Here is a 22130-nt window from a genome sequence, read left to right on the forward strand (position 1 = left end):
ACTACATTAGATTATATCATATTTTTCATCTCAGTCAAGAATTTTTTGAAAAATAGGAAAAATATGCATAAATCTGTCATTTTCCGGCATTATTTTATCTGTTCTGCCAGTACCTCTTTGACTTTTGCAAGGGCATCCGGGATTCCAGCCGGGTTCTTTCCGCCAGCCTGTGCCATGTTCGGACGTCCACCGCCGCCGCCACCTACACAGGAAGCGATTGCCTTGATCAGGTTGCCTGCGTGAGCACCCTTCTTCATTGCTTCATCTGTTGCTGTAGCCATCAGGCTTACCTTGCCGTTCGCGCTGGATGCGATCACGACCACGCCTTCTCCGATCTTCTCCTTGAGCTGGTCTCCAAGGTCACGCAGTCCGTTCATGTCCATATCTTCTACGCTGACAGCAATCACTTTTACGCCGGCTACTTCTTCTACCTGATCCATCACATCACCCATGGCATCTTTTGCAAGCTTGCTCTTCAGGCTTTCTACTTCACTGTGAAGTTCTTTGTTCTCAGCCTGAAGGTGTGCGATCTTCTCAGATACAGTATCCGGAGTTGCTTTCAGGAGCTTGGCTGCTTCATGAAGCAACTGTTCCAGTTCTCCATAATAATCCATCAGTCCTTTGGATGTAAGTGCTTCGATACGGCGTACCCCTGCTGCCACACCACTTTCAGACAGGATCTTGAATGCTCCGATCTCGCTTGTATTGGCAACATGTGTACCACCGCAGAACTCAATAGAGTAATCTCCCATATTTACAACACGGACAATGTCGCCGTATTTCTCACCGAACAGAGCCTGTGCTCCGGTCTTTCTTGCTTCTTCGATCGGCATGTTCTTAATGACAACCGGCAGAGATCTGGAAATGCTTTCATTTACCATATCTTCTACTTTCTGCAGTTCTTCCGGTGTCATTGCCGAGAAATGAGAGAAGTCGAAACGAAGTCTCTTGTCGTCTACATAAGATCCGGACTGTTCTACATGTGTACCAAGTACGGTACGGAGTGCTTTCTGAAGCAGATGGGTCGCACTGTGGTTTCTTGCACAAAGCACACGTCTCTGCGAATCAACGGTCAGAGTAACCTGATCTCCAACCTTCATCATACCCTTTGCCATATAACCGATATGACCGATCTTGCCACCAAGCATCTTCTTCACATCTTCCACAACAAATTCACCGTCACCGCATTTGATCACACCGTGGTCGGCTTCCTGTCCACCGCTTGTTGCGTAGAACGGAGTCTCATCTACAAAGATGGTTCCTCTCTCACCGTCAGAAAGAGCGTCTACGATCTCATCTTCTGTGGTAAGTACCGTAATCTTCGATTCATATTCCAGATGCTCGTATCCGACAAACTTAGAAGTTACAGACGGATCGATGGATTCGTATACGGTTGCATCTGCTCCCATGTAGTTCGTTGCCTTACGTGCTTTTCTTGCAGTCTGACGCTGAACTTCCATTGCGGCTTTAAATCCCTCTTCATCAATATCTATACCTTCTTCTTCCAGGATCTCTTTGGTAAGATCGATTGGGAATCCATAGGTATCATATAATTTGAACGCATCTTCTCCGGACAGAGTCTTTGTTCCTTCTTCTGCCATCTTTTCTTTCATCTCATTCAGAATGACAAGCCCCTGGTCGATGGTCTTCTCAAACTGCTCTTCTTCCTTGCGGATGACATTCATGATAAAGTCTTTCTTTTCTTCCAGCTCCGGATATCCGTCTTTAGAGCCTTCGATCACAGTTGCAGCAAGATCTGTAAGGAATCCCGGTGCAACGTTCAGAAGTCTTCCGTGACGGCATGCACGGCGGAGAAGACGGCGAAGAACATATCCTCTTCCTTCATTAGACGGCATAATACCATCAGAGATCATGAAAGATACAGAACGCACATGGTCTGTGATTACACGCAGAGATACGTCTGTGCTTTCATTATCTCCATAAGATACTCCTGCGATCTCACATACCTGGTCACGCAGTGCTTTTAAAGTATCAATATCGAACATAGAATCTACATCCTGTACGATACATGCAAGTCTCTCAAGTCCCATACCGGTATCAATATTCTTCTGCTTCAGTTCGCTGTAGTTTCCATGTCCATCATTGTCGAACTGTGAAAATACGTTGTTCCAGATCTCCATATAACGGTCACATTCGCAGCCTACTGTACATCCCGGTTTACCGCATCCGTATTTTTCTCCACGGTCATAGTAAATCTCTGAACACGGACCGCACGGACCTGATCCATGCTCCCAGAAGTTGTCTTCTTTTCCAAAACGGAAAATTCTCTCCGGTGCAATACCAATCTCTTCGTTCCAGATCTTCCATGCCTCATCATCGTCTTCATATACGGACGGGTACAGACGATCCGGATCCAGTCCAACCACTTCTGTCAGGAATTCCCATGACCAGTGGATTGCTTCTGTCTTAAAGTAATCACCGAATGAGAAGTTACCAAGCATTTCAAAGAAAGTACCGTGACGTGCAGTCTTTCCTACGTTCTCGATATCTCCTGTACGGATACATTTCTGACAGGTTGTCACACGGCGTCTCGGTGGGATCTCCTGTCCTGTAAAATATGGTTTCAGCGGTGCCATTCCTGAATTGATCAGCAGAAGGCTGTTATCATTGTGCGGCACCAGCGAAAAGCTTTTCATTTTTAAATGACCTTTGCTCTCAAAAAAGTCAAGAAACATGCGTCTAAGTTCGTTAACTCCGTAAGCTTTCATCTTTATCCTCCTCGCTTCTATCAGCTAAATTCTAATTATAAAGAGATTTTGATGGCTTGTCAATATAATGAAATTTAAAAAGGAACCGCATTTTCTGCGATTCCTTCTTTTTTCCATTCTACTTAGTCTCTGAATTCTTTGCGTCTTTTCTTTCGCGAAGCTTCTTGCCTGCAAAAACCCCTCCGACTGCAAACACTCCGATAAAGAGCATTTTCAATACCGTAGAAATCAGTGTTGAAAAAAATGCCATCTTGTCATGCCTCCCATGCTATCATTTTCTTTTCTCCTTGATTTATGCATATTATAGCATATACAAAAAAATTTTCCAAACTTTTTTAGCGTTTTCACATACAATTTCGACCTTTTGTATCTGCCTTGCAGTTCCTACTCCACCATGCCAAAAAATTTCTGCGCATAGTGTACGGACTGCATGGCATCTTTTCCATAGAAATCTGCCCCGATCATATCCGCGTAATCCTGGTTCAGAACAGCCCCGCCTACCATGACTTTGCAGTCCGGTTTTTTCTCTCTTAAGAGTTTGATCGTCTCTTCCATGCTGACTACAGTTGTGGTCATCAGCGCACTTAAGCCTACCAAAGTGACATTCTCCTCAACTGCTTTTTCTACGATTGCCTCCGGCGGCACATCCTTTCCGAGATCGATCACATCAAAACCATAATTTTCAAGAAGAACTTTCACTATATTCTTTCCGATATCATGGATATCACCTTTCACGGTAGCAAGGATGATCTTCTCCTTCTTTTCTTCTTCCTGTCCGGATGAAGCAAGCACATCCTTGATAACTGCAAAGGCAATCTTCGCAGCATCCGCACTCATCAGAAGTTGCGGAAGGAAGACGGTTCCCTTTTCAAAACCTTCACCGACTACATTGAGTGCCGGGATCAGTTCCTCCTGGATGATATCCAGCGGTTCCCTCGTACCGATCAGGTCACGGGTGATATGATGTGCCTCTTCTTTCAGCCCTCTCTCGATCGCATATTTGAGTGTCATCTCAACGCCTGCAGCTTTTGGTGCATTTCCGGCTGCTGCAGCTGCCTGCGATGCCTGGACTGTCACCGTCTCTGTGGTTCCCGCATAAGTACTGATATAATTCGTACAATTTTCATCAAAGCCCATCAGTGCATTATAAGAACGATAAGCTTTCATCATATCTTCTGAGGATGGATTGATGATTCCTGCCGTCAGTCCGTTCTGCATTGCCATCGCATAGAAATAGCTGTTGACGATCGGGCGCCTTGGAAGTCCAAAAGAAATATTCGATACTCCAAGAACGGTTCTGACCCCGAATTCTTCCCGTACTCTCTTCAGTGCTTCCAGAGTAACCTTTGCCCCGTCTTTTTCCGAACTGATGGTCATGGTCAGCACGTCGATCACAATATCTTTCTTGTCGATTCCGTATTTGGCTGCTTCGTTGATGATTTTACCCGCAACACGCACACGGCCTTCTGCGTCCTTCGGAATCCCCTCTTCATCAATGGTCAGTCCGACAACCACACCGCCGTATTTCCGGATCAGAGGGAATACTTCGTCCATAGAAACCTGCTTTCCGTTTACAGAGTTGATCATCGGCTTTCCATTGTAGATGCGCATTGCACGTTCCATAGCCTTTCCATCTACTGTGTCAATCTGAAGTGGAAGACTGGTCACGCTCTGCAGTTCTTTTACAACTTTTTCCATCATGGCAACTTCGTCAATATCCGGAAGTCCTACATTGACATCCAGAATGTGCGCGCCCTTATCCTGCTGCGTGATCGCTTCTTTCAGGATGTAGTCCATATCTTCATTTTTCAATGCTTCTTTGAATTTTTTCTTTCCGGTCGGGTTGATTCTTTCTCCGATGATACGCGGCATATCATCCAGGATCACAGCCTGTCCATAAGAAGATACGATCGTATCATGCTTTTTCTCGATCTCACGCAGCGGAAGATCTTTGCATTCTTCTACCAGCTTTTTAATATGCTCCGGTGTCGTTCCGCAGCATCCGCCGATCACACAGGCTCCTCCTTTTACAACCTCCTGCATGATCCGGGCAAACTCATCCGGCTCTACATCGTAATACGTTTCCCCGTTCTTCTGCTTAGGAAGTCCGGCATTTGGCTTCACAATGATCGGAAGGGAGGTATATCTTCTTAAATCGTTCAGGATTGGAAGCATCTGTTTCGGCCCAAGTCCACAGTTCAGCCCCAGTGCATCTACGCGGAGTCCTTCCAGCATTGCCACAACAGAAGGGACATCCCCACCTGTCAGAAGCTTTCCTCTTTCATCAAAGATCATGGTTACAAATACCGGAAGAGAAGAATTTTCTTTTGCTGCAAGAATGGCTGCCTTTACTTCATAGGTGTCACTCATGGTCTCGATATGGATCAGGTCTGCACCGTACTTTTCTCCATAGCGGACGGCTTCTGCAAATGCTTCATAAGCATCATCAAAATCCAGATCTCCCATTGGTTTTAATAGCTTTCCGGTCGGTCCCATATCCAGTGCCACATAAGTCTCTTTTCCAATCTGCTCCCCTGCTCTTTTTGCATTTGCAATCCCTGCACGGATCACTTCTTCAACCGTATATCTGTCATCATGAAATTTGCAGACATTAGCGCCAAAGGTATTTGCAAGAACCACATCACTTCCTGCTTCATAATATCTGCGGTGAATCGCTTCCACCTTTTCCGGATGTTCGATGTTCCAGGTCTCCGGAAGCTCTCCCGGTGCAAGTCCTTCTGCCTGCAGAAGAGTTCCCATTCCTCCATCTAAAAATAAAAGTTCTTTTCCCAAACGTTCTCTGATATTCATACCCTACGCTCCTTAATTTCTTCTGTAAATGCAGTCCTTCTTCTCACACACTTCGCAGCCTTTGATGTGGCATTTTTCCTGCGTATCACTGATCCCAATGATTGCAGTCACCGATTTTGTCGGTGTGAGCATATAGCTGTCTGTCATGGTAAGTCCGATCTTCTTTGCCGTATCCAGCATCCGTAAGATATCGTCCTGATGATGGATATCAAAATCACCGTACCCCGGACTGAATCTCGGTCTGAGCCATTTATTCTGTGCTTTTAACTCTTCTCCGATCGAAAGCTGCAGATCGTCACAGTACTCCTCCAGATATGCAGCTGCGCATGCCTGCAATACGACAGATTTCGCCATATCTGTCAGTGAATAACGTTTCATCAGTATATCGACACTGGTACCGAGTGTTGCGCCAAATACAACTGCCTCTTTGCAACCTCTGAGATTCTTTCCGAGACTTCTGCTTTTAATATTCATTTTTCCGATCGTCACCTGGTCTTCTCCTGTAACTTTACAGTCAAAAATGCGATAGACGGATTTTGCCTGCGTAGTCTGATCGAGTTCCCCGAAGGAAACATCGATCAGCGCAAGCGTCTGTTCATCTACCGCATGTCTTCCATATCCCAGATAACGAATTGCTTCTTTCGTTCTGGCATCTGTCATCTTTCTTATGTTCCTTTATTTTACGATTTCTGAAAGGTTCTGCATGATTGCAGCAGCTACTTCCGGTTTATTCATCGAATATACGTGGATATTGCGAACTCCATTTGCGATCAGGTCAATGATCTGGTCGGTCGCATATGCAATTCCCGCCTGCTTCATCGCTGCCGGATCATCTCCAAAATAATCTACGATCGCACGGAATCTCTGCGGAACAGCAGTTCCTGAAAGGGCGCAGCTTCTTGCGAGCTGCTTTTTCGTTGTGATCGGCATGATTCCCGGAAGCACCGGTATCATGATTCCCTGTTCACGGATACGATACAGGAAATTATAGAAAATATCATTATTGAAAAACATCTGTGTGGTAATAAAATCCACTCCACAATCTACCTTTTCTTTGAGATAACGGATATCATCTTTCTTGTGTTCCATCTCTACATGTCCTTCCGGATAGCATGCAGCTCCGATGCAGAAGTCTCCCATTTTTTTGATGTCTTCGATCAGTTCACAGGCATGAGAATACTGTCCCGGAAGCGGAAACTGTCCATCCTGCGGGATATCTCCTCTGAGTGCAAGGATATTCTCAATCCCTTCTTTCTGAAGCTGTCCGATAACCTTATGTACCTCTTCCTTGGTTGAGGACACACAGGTCAGATGTGCAAGTGCCGGAATCTTCAGGTCATTCTTGATATGACTTGCAATCTTAACCGTATTCTTACTGGTTCCACCACCGGCTCCATAGGTAACACTGATAAATGACGGGGTAAGTTCTGCGATCCCATCCGTTGCTTTTAACACGGATTCAAAGCCCGCATCCGTCTTCGGTGGAAACACTTCAAAGGAAATATGTACTCCGTCTGCTTTAATTTTGTCTATAATCCTCATAACGAATGTTTCTCCTCTGTAAATTTTTTCATTTCATGATACCATATTTTCCGGTAAATTACCAGAATGCATTTTACATATTTTCGTAAAGTTCTTCGTAAAGCTTGGCTGAATTCTTCCATGAGAAGTCTTTTTCCATACCACGCTCTACGATCTTGTTCCAGTCACGCTTCTTGTCATAGTAAATCTGTTCTGCATATCTTACAGTTGCAAGCATCTCATGCGCATTGTAATTGGTGAAGCTGAATCCGGTTCCGGTCTTCTCGTATTCGTTGTAAGCTTCTACAGTATCTTTGAGTCCGCCTGTCTCTCTTACGATCGGCACCGTACCATATCTCAGACTCATCAGCTGGCTCAGTCCACATGGTTCAAATAATGACGGCATCAGGAATGCATCACAGGATGCATAGATCTTGTGAGACATCGGCTCTGAATAATAGATCTGTGCAGATACCTTATCCGGATACTTCCATGCGAAATGACGGAACATGTTCTCGTATCTCTCATCTCCGGTACCGAGTACGACGATCTGAACCGCATCCTGGCAAAGTTCATCCATCACACAGTCAATCAGGTCAAAGCCCTTCTGGTCGGTCAGTCTGGATACGATACCGATCATCATACGGTGCGGATCTCTCTCCAGTCCGAGTTCTTCCTGCAGCGCCATTTTATTTTTCACTTTCTCCTTGCGGAAGTTTTCGACAGAATAAGTTCTTGCAATGTTGGTATCTGTTGCCGGATTAAAATCATCGTAATCAATACCATTGACAATTCCTGACAGGCAGTTTGATCTTGCCTGCATCAGTCCTTCCAGCTTCTCCCCGTAAAACGGTGTCTTGATCTCTTCCGCGTAACTGCTGCTTACCGTTGTCACACGGTCAGCGTAGACAATTCCGCCTTTCAGATAGTTGGCATCGTCATATGCTTCCAGCTTATCCGGTGAGAAATAGTATGCCGGAAGTCCGGTGATATCCATAACCGTCTTCTTATCCCAGATACCCTGGAATTTGAGGTTATGTATGGTGATCACAGTCTTGATTCCACGGAAAAACTCATTGTTATAGCGGAAATTATCCAGATAAATCGGAACAAGCCCGGTCTGCCAGTCATGACAGTGAATGATATCCGGTCTGAAATCCAGAAGTGGCAGTGCACTTAAGGCTGCTTTTGAAAAAAATGCAAACTTCTCAATATCGTATGCAATATCACCATATGGCTTCGAACCATTAAAATAATATTCATTGTCTATGAAATAAAAAGTGATTCCTTCGTACTGAAGTTCAAGAAGCCCTACATACTGCTGTCTCCAGTTCAGATCCATATAGAAATGAAGTCTATAAGAAAGTTTATCTTTCCATTCGTCTTTCATGCACATATACTTTGGAAGCATAACACGTACATCGTATTTGTTCTTATCAAAATATTTTGGTAGTGATCCCACTACATCGGCTAATCCTCCTGTTTTGATAAACGGAACTGCTTCAGATGACACAAATAATACTTTTTTCATTTAACACCCTCCTTACTCTCGCGGCTTATTTATAATTATACCTCAATTTCATTCGTTTGAAAAGAATTATCTGCGCTTTGATTTCAGTCTGATCGTGTCTGCGACCAGAGCAATAAATTCAGAATTGGTCGGTTTTCCTTTCCCGTTACTTACTGTATAACCGAAAAGAGCTTCTAAGGTATCCAGCTTTCCCCTGCTCCATGCAACCTCGATCGCATGGCGGATCGCCCGTTCAACACGGCTCGATGTGGTCTGGTTCTTTTTCGCGACTGTCGGATACAGGATCTTTGTGATCGCATTTAAAACTTCCATATCGTCAACCGCCATCAGAATGGAATCCCTCAGATAATGATACCCTTTTATATGTGCCGGGATTCCGATTTCATGGAGCAGTTCTGTCACCTGTGTTTCCAGGTCCTCCTCAGAAGGTTCCGCATATACGGTATAATCTGTGTAAGGCGCTACACTCTTTTCCGCATGTCCGGAGCTTTTGATCCGCTGAAGGATTGTTTCATTGCGAAATGGTTTCAGGATGTAGAAGGCTGCTCCTTTTTCGAAGGCATCTTCCGTGATCCTCTCCTGTCCAATCGCAGTTACAATAATAAAATTCGGCTGTTTCTTTACTGTTTTATCTGCGCCTATCATTTCCATCACACTGATTCCATCCATTTTCGGCATGATCAGGTCAAGAAGTACAACGTCAGGCTGTTTATCTCTTATAATGTGATAAATATCTTCTCCGTTCCTGGCTTTTCCCACCAGTTTGAGATCTTTATCACTTTCTACAATTTCTCCTAGTAAATTCAACATTCTTTCGTTATCGTCAGCAATCGCTACATTCAGTTTTTCCATAAAGCCTTTCCCCTCCTTAAAGTGACAATTTGCACTGGAATGTAACCTATTATAACCTTCTGTATTCTGCGAATACAAGCAAATGGTGTCGCAGAAATCTGACAAGGTTCGCATATTTCAATCTTTTTTCAGATTTTCCAGCATATTTTCGATAAATATTCCGTATCCTTTTGTCGCATCCTGTACGAAAACATGTGTCACTGCACCTATAATCTTTCCATTCTGCATGATGGGGCTTCCACTCATTCCCTGCACAATCCCACCGGTCAGTTTAAGTAACCGTTTGTCAGTAACCTGAATTTCAATCCCCTTGTTCACCTCCCTGGCATCCAGGTCAACTTTTGTGATTCTGACTGTATAATCTTCTGTCTTTCCGCTTACTGCACAGCGGATATACGCCTTTCCAACCTGAATTTCTTCCTTTGCCACAGCCGGATAAGCTTCTTTGCTGTCAAATATTCTCTCAATCCTGTCTAATTTCCCATAAATCCCTGTCTCTGTGTTTGTAGTAATCGAACCTAAAATATTGTAATGATTGTAGACAATGATCCCTTCCATCCCTCCGGGATTTCCGTTCTCACCTTTTTTAATATTCTGAATGCTGGTATCATATAATCTTCCCGTTGACATTTCGATCAGTTTGCCGGTATCTACATCATGTATTCCATGTCCCAACGCACCGTATTCACTATCCGCATTCAGAAAAGTGATTGTGCCGAGTCCCTGCGCGTTATCACGCACCCAGATTCCAAGTTTATATGCCCCGCCTTCATCTTTTGTCGGATGAAGTTGTACATCAATATACACTTTTTTTCGACGAATGTGTAAGATAACGGACTTATTCGATAATTTTTTAACCCGTTCGATAAGCTCAGATTTATTATAAATACTGTCAGAATCAACTCCGACAATATAATCTCCCTCCTTCACCAGATGCTTCGCCGGATTCACACCGATCCCATCTTTTCCCTTAATTTCCTGCGTCCCCAGCACCATCACGCCATCCGTCTCCATATAGATCCCAACCGGCATCCCTCCCGGAATCAGAAGGTTTCCCGAAAGTTCACTGACCGAAGCCTCCCTCTCCGCTTTCTCAGCCCGCCATTCCCTGTAGCAATAGCCGCCTCCTATAACCACGATTACCGCTAATAACACACTTAACATTTTCCGATAACTTCTAACCGACATTACACACCCCTTTTTCCTCCCTAAAATTCCGCAAAAAATAAGGCAGGATTTTTTCTCCTGCCTCTAGTATGTGCTCAATCTTATTTTTTCAAACCGGATGCCAGAATTTTCATCTCCCGTGCGTTTTCCAGCACCGCATCCGTAATCTTTGCGCCTCCAAGGATCCTTCCCAGCTCCTGCACAGATTCTTCCCCGTCAAGCTGCCGGATCTTGGTCTTTGTCATCTGATCTTCCACCCGTTTTTCAATCAGGTAATGAGTATCTGCCATTGCAGCGATCTGTGCCAGATGCGTAATGCAGATCACCTGATGTTTCCTGCCGATCAGGCACATCTTCTCGGAAACCTTCTGTGCGGTACGACCGCTGATCCCCACATCAATCTCATCAAAGATCAGTGTCTCGATCTCATCTTTATCCGCCATGACTGCCTTGATTGCAAGCATGATGCGGGAAAGTTCACCGCCGGATGCCACAGTTGCAAGCGGTCTTGTCGGTTCACCCGGATTCATGGAGATCATAAATTCCACCTCATCCGTTCCTTCTACTGTGTACCCGGAGGTTTTTGAAAACCGAATTTCAAAGCAGACATCCAGGAAATTCAGATCCTGAAGTCCTTCTGCGATCTTTGCCTGCAAAAGCTTTGCCTCTTTTTTACGGATCTCCGACAGACCCTCGCATTCTTTTTGCAGACGTTCCTCTGATTTTTTCAGTTTTCCCTTTAATTCATTTAAATATTCATCATAATTTTTTAAAATCAGGAGGCGCTCCTCGTCATCCGCCTTATGCTGCAGGATTGCCTCTGCCGAATCTCCGTATTTGACCTTCAGATGATTGATCTGGTTCAGCCGGCTCTCCGTCTCATAGAACTGTTCCGGTTCAAAGGAAAGACTGTCCAGATAACAGCGAAGCTCGCGCCCGGAATCCCCGATCAGATTCTCCACTTCGACCAGCTGTTCATACAGTTCTCCCGATTTGTCATCATGTTCTGCCGCCACAGCCGCCGCACGCACTGCCCGTCCGATCGCTTCTGCCGCACTTATACCGCCTTCTCCTGCTGTATACAGATACGCCTCTTCCAGATTCTCTGCGATTCTTTTCCCCTGCATCATCCGCCGGTAATCTTCTTCTACCGACTGGCATTCTGCCGCAGTGATTCCTGCATTTTCAATCTCATCAATCTCAAATTCAAGAAAAGAAATCTCTTTGGTTCTCTCAGCCTCGTCTTTATCGGCTTCCTTAAGTTCTTTTTCCAGCCGGCGGTATTCCTTGTATGAATCCGCCACTTTTTTCTTCCATTCTCCGGCTTCTTTTGCAAATGCATCCAGAATTGCCAGATGATTTTTTTTATATAACAGTGACTGATGCTCATGCTGTCCGTGAATATCGATCAGAACCTGGGCTGCTTCCTTTAGCCGCCCCAGTGTCACAGTCTCTCCATTGATCCGGCTCACACTTCGGTTTCCGTTAAACCGTCTGGTGATAATGATCTGCCCTCCGTCCGGCGAAAGATCCATCTCTTCCAGCTTCCGTACCGTTTCCGGATTTTCCACATAAAAGGTCAGTTCTACAAGTCCCTTATCGGCTCCCTTACGAAGCATATCTGCTGAATATCTTCCGCCCAGGGCAAGACTGACACTCCCCAGGATAATTGATTTTCCGGCACCGGTTTCCCCGGTCAGGATATTGAGTCCACCAGAGAAATCCACTTCCGCCTCATCGATTAGCGCCAGATTTTTTACATGCAAATTTTGTAACATTCTTTCTCCTGTCTATTGTTCCAGTAGTTTCTTGATCTTTTCCATCAGTAGAATCGTATCATCTACGGTCCGCACAGCGCACATGATCGTATCATCCCCGGCAATACAGCCAACGATCTCATTCCAGTTCATCGCATCCAGTGCCGCAGCCACTGCCATCGCCATACCGGATACCGTTTTCAGTACCAGAATGTTCTGAGCCATATCCATAGAGCTGAATCCATCCCGCAAAATGCGCACATATTTTTCAGTCATTCCGTTCTGTGCACTCTGGAGTACCGCATATTTCTGCCTGCCGTTTTCTGCCGGAACCTTGGTGAGCTTTAAGTCGCGGATGTCTCTGGATACCGTTGCCTGCGTCACTTTAAATCCCGCTTCATTCAGATACTCGGCAAGCTCATCCTGTGTCTCAATCTGATATTTGTTGATCAATTCTACAATTTTGGCATGTCGGTTTACTTTCATCTTCTAGTTTCCTTTCATCTTTTCACGTAATGTTTCCAGAAAGCTCACTTTGCTGAGTTTTACGATTTTCGCTGTCTCCCATGCCTTTTTGATCCGGATCCGGTCACCGGTATGAAGCGTGACTTCATCCGCACCATCATATGCAATCACTGCTTCCTCGATCTGATTTTCCCGTTTTGCACCAATCTCGATCACGATCTCATCTTTGTCCGCGAAAACGATACTGCGGGAATTGAGTGCATGCGAGCAGATCGGTGTCACAACGATCAATGACGCTGTCGGCTCCACGATCGGTCCTCCTGCAGACAGATTGTACGCAGTAGAACCCGTTGGTGTGGACACGATCAATCCGTCCGCATCATAGGAGTTCAGAAACTCTCCGTTAACATAGAGATTAAAATGAACAATCTTCATGCTGCCGGATCTTGTCATGACAATATCATTGAGTGCCACATCCCTTACATTGCGGTATGCAGCGGATCCATACAGCATCATTCTCTCTTCAATCGTATAATTGCCCTCTACGAGCTGTTTTACAGCCTCTTCTACATTCTGCACCTCTACCTCGGTCAGATAGCCAAGGGTGCCCATATTGATTCCAAGCATCGGAAGATCCCGCCCGAACAGACGTCTGGATGCCTGGATAAAGGTTCCGTCTCCGCCTACCGTCAACACACAATCAATATCCTTTGGAATCTTGATCTTTGAAAAATTTCCTTCTTCCGGCTGCTCTTCCAGATAACATTTCTTCCCGTAGGATTCAATGCATTTTTTGATTTTCACGGTGATCTTCCGATTTGCATCCTTCATATCATTCGTGATAATGTAAAACTTTTCCATGTCTTTTTATTTCTTCTCCTCAGCCGGATCCTTTTTTGCAAGTGTGTCAAAAGCAGCATCGACAGTCCCCCGAATGTCTACGCTCTCCACAATCCTTGCCTCTTCCTCCGACCTTTTTTTCAGATGTACCAGATACTCGATATTCCCTTCCGGTCCTTTGATCGGTGAAAATTCAAGTGCTGCTACTTCAAAGCCGATCGATACTGCATAATCGGTTACTTTTTCGATGACCTCGATATGGGTACTCTTTTCCCTTACCACACCTTTTTTCCCAACCTTCTCACGTCCGGCTTCAAACTGTGGCTTGATCAACGCAACGATCTCTCCGTTCTCTTTCAGGTAATTGCGGATTGGGAGAAGTACCTTCGTCAGCGAAATAAAAGAAACATCAATCGATGAAAAATCAATCGGTTCTCCCAGATCTTCCGGCTGTACATAACGGATGTTGGTCTTTTCCATGCAGACCACTCTTTCATCCTGACGTAATTTCCAGTCCAGCTGACCATGTCCCACATCGATGGCAAACACCTTGACTGCTCCATTTTGCAGCATGCAGTCTGTAAATCCTCCTGTCGAAGATCCCACATCGGTACATACCTTTCCTTCCATGGATACATCAAAATTCTTCATCGCCTTTTCCAGCTTAAGTCCTCCGCGGCTGACATACGGAAGTGCATGTCCACGGACTTCGATCTGAACCTCTTCCGAAAAGGAAGTTCCCGCTTTATCCTCTCTCTGCCCGTCCACGAATACATTGCCGGACATGATGATCGCTTTTGCCTTTTCTCTGGAGGATGCCAGATTTCTCTTTACAAGTAATACATCCAACCGTTCTTTCATTCTCTATCTATCCCTCCTGCTCTCTTCTGCTATATATGCAGTGATAATCCTGTCCACGCAGGATTCAATATCCAGCATCACCTCACTGCGAAGTAGGTCTACACTTCCGTGTTCGATATAGTCATCCGGCAGTGCCAGATTCAGAACCTCTGTGTCTGTCTCAAGACCTGCCAGATAAGCAGTCACAAATTCTCCGAATCCGCCTCTGCGGATATTCTCTTCCAGTGTCACGATCAGCCGGTGTTCCACCGTCAGTTTCCGGAGCATCTCCTCATCCACCGGCTTTACAAACCGGGCATTGATCAGGGTACAGTTATATCCAATCTCTTTCAAACGCTTCCGAACCTGAACTGCCTGCTCAAACATATGTCCGACACTGATGATCGCAATATCCTCTTCTTCATAGACCGGCTCACTCTTTCCATACTCAATCGGTGCTCTGTATTCACGGAATCCGTCAAATGCGCTGCCTCTTGGATAGCGCACTGCTGCCGGTGCTCCAAGTCTCACCGCAAACCGCACCATGTCCGCCAGTTCCCATTTATTTTTCGGAGAAAGGACGGTCATATTCGGAATCATTGACAGATAAGAAAGATCAAAGATCCCCTGATGGGTCTCCCCGTCGCTTCCCACAAGTCCTGCCCTGTCCACAGCAAATACGACCGGAAGCTTCTGCAGACAGACATCATGGATCATCTGGTCAAATCCTCTCTGTAAAAACGAAGAATATACAGCAAATACCGGATGCAGTCCTGCCGCAGCAAGTCCTGCCGCAAAGGTCACGCCATGTCCCTCTGCGATCCCCACATCAAAAAAGCGGTCCGGATAGTATCTGTGAAATGCTGCCAGACCGGTACCGTCTTCCATTGCCGCCGTGATTGCTACCAGTCTGTCATCTTTTTTTGCCAGATCCAGCATAACCTTGGAAAACACATCTGTACAGGAATCCTTTCCACTTTTGGAAATCGGCTCTCCTGTCTGGATATCAAACGGACCTGTTCCATGGAAACGGGAAGGGTTTTCTTCTGCCGGGAGATACCCTTTCCCCTTTTTCGTCAGTACATGGACAAGCACCGGTCCTTTTACCCTTTTTGCCTCGGTAAACGCACGGCGCAGCGCCTTCAGGTCATGCCCGTCCACCGGTCCTAAATACTTGATTCCCATATCTTCAAAGAACATTCCCGGAACCAAAAGCTGCTTGATGCTGCTTTTGGTGCGCTTAATATGCCGCACCATCTTTTCACCGCCAAACGGAATACTGCCAAGTACATTTTCCACGGTATCCTTCAGATTGGTATAGGCCTGGGCAGTGCGCAGCTCCCCGAGATAACTGGACATTCCACCGACATTTTTGGAAATAGACATATGGTTATCGTTGAGTACGATGATGAAATTCGTCTTCATCTCCGCAGCATTATTCAGTGCTTCATAAGCCATTCCTCCGGTCAGTGATCCATCACCGATAACAGAGATCACGGAATAATCCTGTCCCAGGATATCCCTCCCTCTGGCATATCCAAGTCCGGCCGAAATCGAAGTGGAGCTATGACCGGTATCAAAGGCATCACAGTCACTTTCTTTCCTCTTCGGGAAACCACTCATACCGCCGTATTTTCTCAAACCATCAAATCCTTCTTTCCTTCCGGTCAGAATCTTATGCGTATAAGACTGATGCCCTACATCCCAGATCATCTTATCCTCCGGAAGCTGAAAACTGAGATGCATTGCCATGGTAAGCTCTACCACACCCAGATTGGACGCAAGATGCCCTCCTGTCTTGCTGATCTTCTCAACAAGAAAGGTACGGATTTCTTCTGCAAGCCCTGCCAGTTCCCGTTCATTTAATTTTTTAATATCATTCGCTTCGTGAATCTGCTCCAGATACACTTCATCCACCCCGCTTATTTTTTCCTGTGTATCAGTTCCTGTATCAGCTGTGTCAGATACGTATTTTCTCTGTCCAGCCCGGAAAGCAGCTCCAGTGCTTCCTGTGAAATAACTTCCACATCTCTGGTTGCTTTTTCCAGACCTTTTAATGTAACATAGGTTGTTTTTTCATTCTTTTCATCGCTGTGGACCGGTTTGCCAAGCTCTTCTGTAGTACTTGTCACATCCAGGATGTCATCCTGGATCTGGAAAGCAATCCCCACATCCGATGCGATCTTCTGCACTTTCTCAAGCTCTGCATCCTCTGCACCTGCAAGAAGTGCCCCGATCATCATCGAACTTTCAATCAGCGCTCCGGTTTTCAGTTCATAGATAAAGTTCAGCATGCCTTCATCAAGTCCCACACCGCAGGAAGCCACATCCACGACCTGACCGCCTATCATCCCGTAAATACCGGCTTTTTCTGCAAGGATTTTTAAAGCTTTTCCAATCAGAAGACTCTTTTCAGGTGCGATTTCAAATGCCTTTACCGCCGTCTCAAACGCATAGTTCAGAAGTGCATCCCCGGCAAGAATTCCCATTGCTTCCCCGTATACGATATGCGTTGTCTTTCTTCCTCTACGGTACTCGTCATTGTCCATTGCCGGCAGATCATCGTGCACCAGGGAATAAGTATGGATCATCTCCATTGCTGCCATAAACGGCTCGATTTCTTTTCCTTCTCCTCCGAAAAGGCGGTATGTCTCCTGCATCAGCATTGGGCGGAGTCTCTTTCCGCCTGCCATCACACTGTACTCCATCGCCTCCATGATCTGGCTCTGGTAACCTTCTGCTTTCGGCAGATATTTTACAAGAAGCTTTTCAATCACTTCTGTTCTTTCTTTCATTTCTTCTTTAAAAGTCATGTATTTCTCCATTCTCTTCCAGCACCTGCACTTTTTTCTCTACTGTATCAATCTTCTCATTACAAAGCTTCAGCATTTCCATGCCCTTCTGATACAGTCCGAAGGACTCTTCCAGCGAAGTATCTCCCGATTCCAGCTCTTTTGCCACCTGATCCAGCTTTGCAAAAAGCTCTTCCAGAGATTCTTCCGGCATTTCTTCTGCAATCTCGTTTTTCTTATCTGCCATTTTCCTACTCCTTCTTGGTATCTGTTACCTGTGCCTCGATCTGCCCGTCTGTCACATAAATCCGAAGCCAGTCTCCTTTTTTTACATCCGCTACTTTCTTTACGGTCCCTTCCGATCCTTGTACATAGGAAAAGCCCTGGTTCAGCTTGGCAAGCGGAGAAAGTCCCTTCATCCGTTCGATCCGGATTGCAAGCTGCTGACGGCTTTCCCGCAGATTCCGCTCCATCAGAAGCGGCAGCATCTCCTGCACTTTCCGAGTCCTCTCCTGTTCCTGTTCCAACCGCTGATGCATGGCTTTTGGGATCTGCTCCTCATAGTCTGCAAGCTGCTGGCGCATGGACTTAAGTTTCCCTGACGGACTTAAGTAACGGAATTTTTCTGCATACCGCGCTGTATGAAGTGATGCGACCTCCAACTTTCTCCTCATACTTCGGTGCATCCTTTCCCGTTCTGTCCGGATCGTTTCCAGAAGTTCCCGGTAATTACAGATTGCAAGCTCTGCCGCAGCAGAAGGCGTCGGTGCACGAAGATCCGCTACATAATCTATGATCGTCGTGTCCGTCTCATGTCCTACTGCCGAAATAACCGGTACACTGCATTCAAAAACTGCGCGCGCTACCTTTTCCTCGTTAAATGCCCACAGATCTTCAATAGACCCCCCGCCTCTGCCAACGATCATCACATCAACCTTTGCTTCCTCCAGTGCACGGATTCCCCGTACCACACTTTCAGACGCGCCATCCCCCTGTACCAGTGCCGGATACAGAAGGATCTGCACATATGGATTTCTCCGCCTGGTAATGTTGATAATATCGCGCACTGCCGCTCCGGTTGGTGCCGTTACAACACCAACTGTCCGCACATATTTCGGAATCGGCTTTTTATATTCCGGCGCAAACATTCCCATTTCTTCCAGCTCTTTTTTGAGCTTTACAAATTTTTCATAAAGAAGTCCCGCGCCATCCAGTACGATCTCCTTTGCATAAACCTGATATCTGCCATCTCTTTCATAGACGCTGACGCTTCCAAGCACGATTACCTGCTGCCCTTCCTGCATACGAAAAGAAAGCCCGCTGCGCTGCCCGGCAAACATAACACAGGCAATCGTTCCGGACTCATCTTTCAGTGAAAAGTACAGATGTCCTGAAGTATGGTACTTACAGTTTGACACTTCCCCTTTGATATAAATTCGATTCAACATAAAGTCTTGCGTAAACATATTCTTAATGTACGCATTGACCTGTTTTACAGTATATACATTTCGCATGATTTCTGATTCTTATGCAAGCTTTCCGAGTACACCGTTGACAAATGCCGGTCCCTCATCTCCCGAAAAATTCTTTGCCAGCTCAACTGCTTCATTGATCGCTACTTTGACCGGCACTTCGTCATCCCACTTCATCTCATATACGGCAAGACGAAGAACAGAAAGATCCACTTTATTCATACGTCCGGTTTTCCAACCGGTTGTATGTTCATTGATCATCGCATCGATTTCTTCTTCATGTGCTGCGATATCTTTGACCTTTTTGCGCATATATCCGCGTTCTTCCTCACTTGCTTCTTCTACCTGTTCCAGATACAGTTCGATCTGTTCGTCTGCATCAGCCGCATCAAATCCGATGCTGAAGAGCATTTTAAATATATGTTCTCTGACTTTACTTCTTCGCATGTTCTCTCTCCAATTATTCTTCTTCCGGCATGTCCACACCTGCAACACGGATGTTTACGTCTGCAACGGTAAGACCTGTCATATTCTCGATTGCTGCCTTTACTTTTTCCTGTACCTTTAAAGTAGTATCTTTGATACTGCTGCCATATTTGAGGTTCAGGGCAAGGGATACGGTAACGATACCTTCCAGCACGTCTACCTTTACTCCTTTGGAAAGGCTCTTCATTCCAAGCTTTGCGATCAGTTCTCTGGTTGCATTTCCTGCCATGGAAGATACCCCCTCTACCTCCATTGCTGCAAGTCCTGCGATAATTGCAACTACTTCATCAGCAATCTGTACTTCTCCGAGGTTCTCATCTGATTCTATCTTATAGGTATTTCTCTCTTCTTTACTCATTATAAGTCCTCCTGTCTGCGGTTCTTCCGCTCGTCGCGCTCATCTCGGAACCTTTCGGTTCCTCGATGTTCGTTGCACTCACATAGTCCTGGCTTGAAAATGATTCGTCTGCATGCAGCCGATCATTTCCCACCCAGTACTGCGCTCGTCGCTATGCGTTCATTGTAACATAAAAGATCCTTATTGGAAAGTTTTTTAGGAACGTCCGAATTCGGAAAGTTTCAGTCCTTCGTTTCGTTCCAGCACCATACGGATGCTCCAGCTGTTGACAAACAGAAGAAGCGGTCTGTCTTTCAGGTCCTTGATCTTCTTCATATCGGATGTGCCGACCAGCTTGTCCATATTGATTTCTTCATTCTCGATCCAGCGGATATGTTCGTATGGAAGTGGTTCCAGACGGATCTCCACGTTATATTCATTTTCCAGACGGTATTTTAATACATCAAATTGCAGGACACCGACTACACCGACGATGATCTCTTCCATACCGGTGTTGAATTCCTGGAAAATCTGGATCGCGCCTTCCTGCGCGATCTCGTTGATTCCCTTGATGAACTGCTTTCTCTTCATCGTATCCACCTGGCGTACTCTGGCAAAATGTTCCGGTGCGAAAGTCGGAATTCCTTCGTATGCAAATTTTTCCGCTGAATTGGTCAGTGTATCTCCAATGGAGAAGATACCAGGATCAAATACACCGATGATGTCTCCACCATAAGCGGTATCGATCATGTGGCGTTCACTCGCCATCATCTGCTGTGGCTGTGACAGACGGACTTTCCTGCCTCCCTGGATATGGAAGACATCCATGCCTGCCTTGAACTCACCGGAACAAATACGCATAAATGCGATTCTGTCCCGGTGTGCCTTATTCATATTTGCCTGGATCTTAAACACAAATGCGGAGAAATCTTCTTCTTTCATCGGATCGATCAATCCTTTGTCGGACATTCTCGGAAGCGGCGAAGTCGTCATTTTAAGGAAATGCTGAAGAAAGGTCTCCACACCGAAGTTGGTCAGAGCTGATCCAAAAAATACCGGAGAGAGTTCTCCTTTGCTGACCATCTCCTGGTCAAATTCCGCACTCGCTCCGTCCAGAAGCTCAATCTCTTCTTCCAGCTGTGCAAACTGTGCTTCACTTACGATGCTCTTTGCTTCCTCACTGTCGATGGAAACCTTCTCAACTTCCCCGATCGAGGTTCCTTTCTTGGTATCTGAGAAAATCTCCAGTTCTCTGCTGTTCCGGTCAAATACGCCGCGGAATTCTTTTCCGGAACCGATCGGCCAGTTGATCGGACAGGTAGCGATCCCCAGTTCCTTTTCAATATCATCCAGTAATTCAAAGGTATCCATCGCTTCACGGTCCATTTTATTGATAAATGTAAAAATCGGAATATGACGCATGACGCAGACTTTGAACAGCTTTCTTGTCTGTGCCTCCACACCTTTTGATCCATCGATCACCATAACCGCCGAATCGGCCGCCATAAGAGTACGATAAGTATCTTCCGAGAAATCCTGATGTCCCGGTGTATCCAGAATGTTGATGCAATAACCGTCATACTGGAACTGCAGGACAGAAGATGTTACCGAAATACCTCTTTCTTTTTCAATCTCCATCCAGTCTGAAACCGCATGTTTCGCTGTTGCCTTTCCTTTTACAGAACCTGCCTGATTGATTGCCCCACCATATAACAGAAACTTCTCTGTCAGGGTAGTCTTACCTGCATCCGGATGGGAAATGATCGCAAATGTTCTTCTTTTCTTTATCTCATTCGTAAAATCTGCCATGTTATTCTACTCCTACTATTTTCTCAATGTCACTCAAACTCTTATTATATGGTATTTTTGCTATAATATCAATCCCCTGATTCACTCGTATTTGTACTTTCATGGATCGGTGTGATCACCACATTTGCAGCATTTACCTCTGCTTTGCGTGTGACAATATCCTCGATCTGTGCCCGTTTTGCATCCGACAGATCCGCCACATCAACGACCACATCTGCGGATTCTTCGGTAAGACTTACCACCGCATCCTGAAAGCCTTTGCTGGCAAGCAGAGTCTCAATTGCAACCTCCTGTTCGGCGCGCTGTGTCATCTCCACCATCTGTGCAACTGCATCTGCTTTCTGATCTTCTGCGATATCTGCATTATCAATGATCGCCTGCAGGGTTTCTTTGTTTTTTGCCCGCACCTGCTCCCGGTTCACTTTTGCCTGTGCTACAAGCGCACTGACCGATCCATTTGTCAGCACCGCCTCTCCCGGATTTCCGTCTACCTGATCGTTATCCGCTGTCTGGAGGGAGCTGTCACCTCCTGTGTCCTGATCCGAAATATCCAGAAGTTCCTTATTTGCCATCTCGCTTCCCGTCTCTGCTGTTTTGTTTTTCGAGCCAAAAATTTTTCCGGAATAGTTCAGATATCCTGCCGCAGCGATCATCACCGCAAGAACCGCAATCACAATCTGATTTTTCTTAAATACTTTTTTCACTAGCCTTCCTCCTATAA

Annotated in this window: 21 protein-coding genes; all 21 read right to left on the minus strand. The window is 45.7% G+C overall.

Annotation, left to right across the window (positions count from 1 at the left end; all coding sequences use genetic code 11):
- Positions 1 to 89: 89 nt before the first annotated feature.
- The 21 genes from alaS to PG840_RS01360 all read right to left on the minus strand — a co-directional run bounded on the left by alaS (position 90) and on the right by PG840_RS01360 (position 22113).
- Entirely contained in the window at positions 90 to 2729 is a 2640-nt protein-coding gene (alaS, locus tag PG840_RS01260) for an alanine--tRNA ligase (protein WP_055247083.1), read from the minus strand.
- Positions 2730 to 2847: 118 nt separating this feature from the next.
- On the minus strand, positions 2848 to 2979 hold the full coding sequence (locus PG840_RS01265) for a vanadium nitrogenase (protein WP_195249974.1): 132 nt from the start codon (positions 2977 to 2979) through the stop codon (positions 2848 to 2850).
- A gap of 134 nt (positions 2980 to 3113) precedes the next feature.
- A complete protein-coding gene (locus PG840_RS01270) occupies positions 3114 to 5540 on the minus strand; it encodes a homocysteine S-methyltransferase family protein (protein ID WP_117556535.1) in 2427 nt (808 codons plus the stop codon).
- 12 nt (positions 5541 to 5552) lie between these two features.
- Complete coding sequence (locus PG840_RS01275) at positions 5553 to 6200, minus strand: vitamin B12 dependent-methionine synthase activation domain-containing protein (RefSeq protein ID WP_055155914.1); 648 nt, start codon at positions 6198 to 6200, stop codon at positions 5553 to 5555.
- Between the two features lie 15 nt (positions 6201 to 6215).
- On the minus strand, positions 6216 to 7082 hold the full coding sequence (gene metF / locus PG840_RS01280; RefSeq protein ID WP_008369248.1) for a methylenetetrahydrofolate reductase [NAD(P)H]: 867 nt from the start codon (positions 7080 to 7082) through the stop codon (positions 6216 to 6218).
- A 73-nt stretch (positions 7083 to 7155) separates the two neighbouring features.
- Entirely contained in the window at positions 7156 to 8592 is a 1437-nt protein-coding gene (gene glgA / locus PG840_RS01285; RefSeq protein ID WP_270205161.1) for a glycogen synthase GlgA, read from the minus strand.
- A gap of 66 nt (positions 8593 to 8658) precedes the next feature.
- Positions 8659 to 9444: a sporulation transcription factor Spo0A gene (spo0A, locus tag PG840_RS01290; RefSeq protein WP_055247075.1), complete on the minus strand. Its 786-nt coding sequence runs from the start codon at positions 9442 to 9444 to the stop codon at positions 8659 to 8661.
- Positions 9445 to 9561: 117 nt separating this feature from the next.
- Positions 9562 to 10632 (minus strand): SpoIVB peptidase, encoded by a 1071-nt coding sequence (spoIVB, locus tag PG840_RS01295; RefSeq protein ID WP_022220248.1) that lies wholly within the window; start codon positions 10630 to 10632, stop codon positions 9562 to 9564.
- Positions 10633 to 10712: 80 nt separating this feature from the next.
- Positions 10713 to 12389 carry a DNA repair protein RecN gene (gene recN, locus PG840_RS01300; RefSeq protein ID WP_270205162.1) on the minus strand — a complete coding sequence of 559 codons (1677 nt, stop codon included), beginning with the start codon at positions 12387 to 12389 and terminating at the stop codon, positions 10713 to 10715.
- A gap of 12 nt (positions 12390 to 12401) precedes the next feature.
- On the minus strand, positions 12402 to 12854 hold the full coding sequence (gene argR, locus PG840_RS01305; protein WP_008369259.1) for an arginine repressor: 453 nt from the start codon (positions 12852 to 12854) through the stop codon (positions 12402 to 12404).
- Between the two features lie 3 nt (positions 12855 to 12857).
- Positions 12858 to 13694, minus strand: a complete 837-nt coding sequence (locus PG840_RS01310) for an NAD(+)/NADH kinase (protein WP_055260777.1) — start codon at positions 13692 to 13694, stop codon at positions 12858 to 12860.
- A gap of 6 nt (positions 13695 to 13700) precedes the next feature.
- The gene (locus tag PG840_RS01315; protein WP_270205163.1) at positions 13701 to 14534 is read right to left on the minus strand and encodes a TlyA family RNA methyltransferase; all 834 of its coding nucleotides are present in this window, start codon (positions 14532 to 14534) and stop codon (positions 13701 to 13703) included.
- 3 nt (positions 14535 to 14537) lie between these two features.
- Positions 14538 to 16421 carry a 1-deoxy-D-xylulose-5-phosphate synthase gene (dxs, locus tag PG840_RS01320; RefSeq protein WP_270205178.1) on the minus strand — a complete coding sequence of 628 codons (1884 nt, stop codon included), beginning with the start codon at positions 16419 to 16421 and terminating at the stop codon, positions 14538 to 14540.
- 14 nt (positions 16422 to 16435) lie between these two features.
- Positions 16436 to 17326: a polyprenyl synthetase family protein gene (locus PG840_RS01325; RefSeq protein WP_117556523.1), complete on the minus strand. Its 891-nt coding sequence runs from the start codon at positions 17324 to 17326 to the stop codon at positions 16436 to 16438.
- Positions 17316 to 17552, minus strand: a complete 237-nt coding sequence (gene xseB, locus PG840_RS01330; RefSeq protein WP_008369268.1) for an exodeoxyribonuclease VII small subunit — start codon at positions 17550 to 17552, stop codon at positions 17316 to 17318. The genes PG840_RS01325 and xseB overlap by 11 nt, the downstream gene beginning before the upstream one ends.
- Before the next feature lie 4 nt (positions 17553 to 17556).
- On the minus strand, positions 17557 to 18819 hold the full coding sequence (xseA, locus tag PG840_RS01335) for an exodeoxyribonuclease VII large subunit (protein WP_270613287.1): 1263 nt from the start codon (positions 18817 to 18819) through the stop codon (positions 17557 to 17559).
- A gap of 12 nt (positions 18820 to 18831) precedes the next feature.
- Complete coding sequence (gene nusB / locus PG840_RS01340) at positions 18832 to 19224, minus strand: transcription antitermination factor NusB (RefSeq protein WP_008369272.1); 393 nt, start codon at positions 19222 to 19224, stop codon at positions 18832 to 18834.
- A 13-nt stretch (positions 19225 to 19237) separates the two neighbouring features.
- Positions 19238 to 19621 carry an Asp23/Gls24 family envelope stress response protein gene (locus tag PG840_RS01345; RefSeq protein ID WP_008369274.1) on the minus strand — a complete coding sequence of 128 codons (384 nt, stop codon included), beginning with the start codon at positions 19619 to 19621 and terminating at the stop codon, positions 19238 to 19240.
- Entirely contained in the window at positions 19614 to 19754 is a 141-nt protein-coding gene (locus PG840_RS01350) for a hypothetical protein (protein ID WP_270613288.1), read from the minus strand. The genes PG840_RS01345 and PG840_RS01350 overlap by 8 nt, the downstream gene beginning before the upstream one ends.
- Before the next feature lie 62 nt (positions 19755 to 19816).
- Positions 19817 to 21409 (minus strand): peptide chain release factor 3, encoded by a 1593-nt coding sequence (locus tag PG840_RS01355; protein ID WP_008369278.1) that lies wholly within the window; start codon positions 21407 to 21409, stop codon positions 19817 to 19819.
- Positions 21410 to 21477: 68 nt separating this feature from the next.
- Positions 21478 to 22113, minus strand: coding sequence for a SpoIIIAH-like family protein (locus PG840_RS01360; protein ID WP_008369281.1), 636 nt, complete (start codon positions 22111 to 22113; stop codon positions 21478 to 21480).
- Positions 22114 to 22130: the final 17 nt, after the last annotated feature.

This window comes from Coprococcus sp. AM97-35, from assembly GCF_027697525.1.
Classification (GTDB): domain Bacteria; phylum Bacillota; class Clostridia; order Lachnospirales; family Lachnospiraceae; genus Allocoprococcus; species Allocoprococcus comes.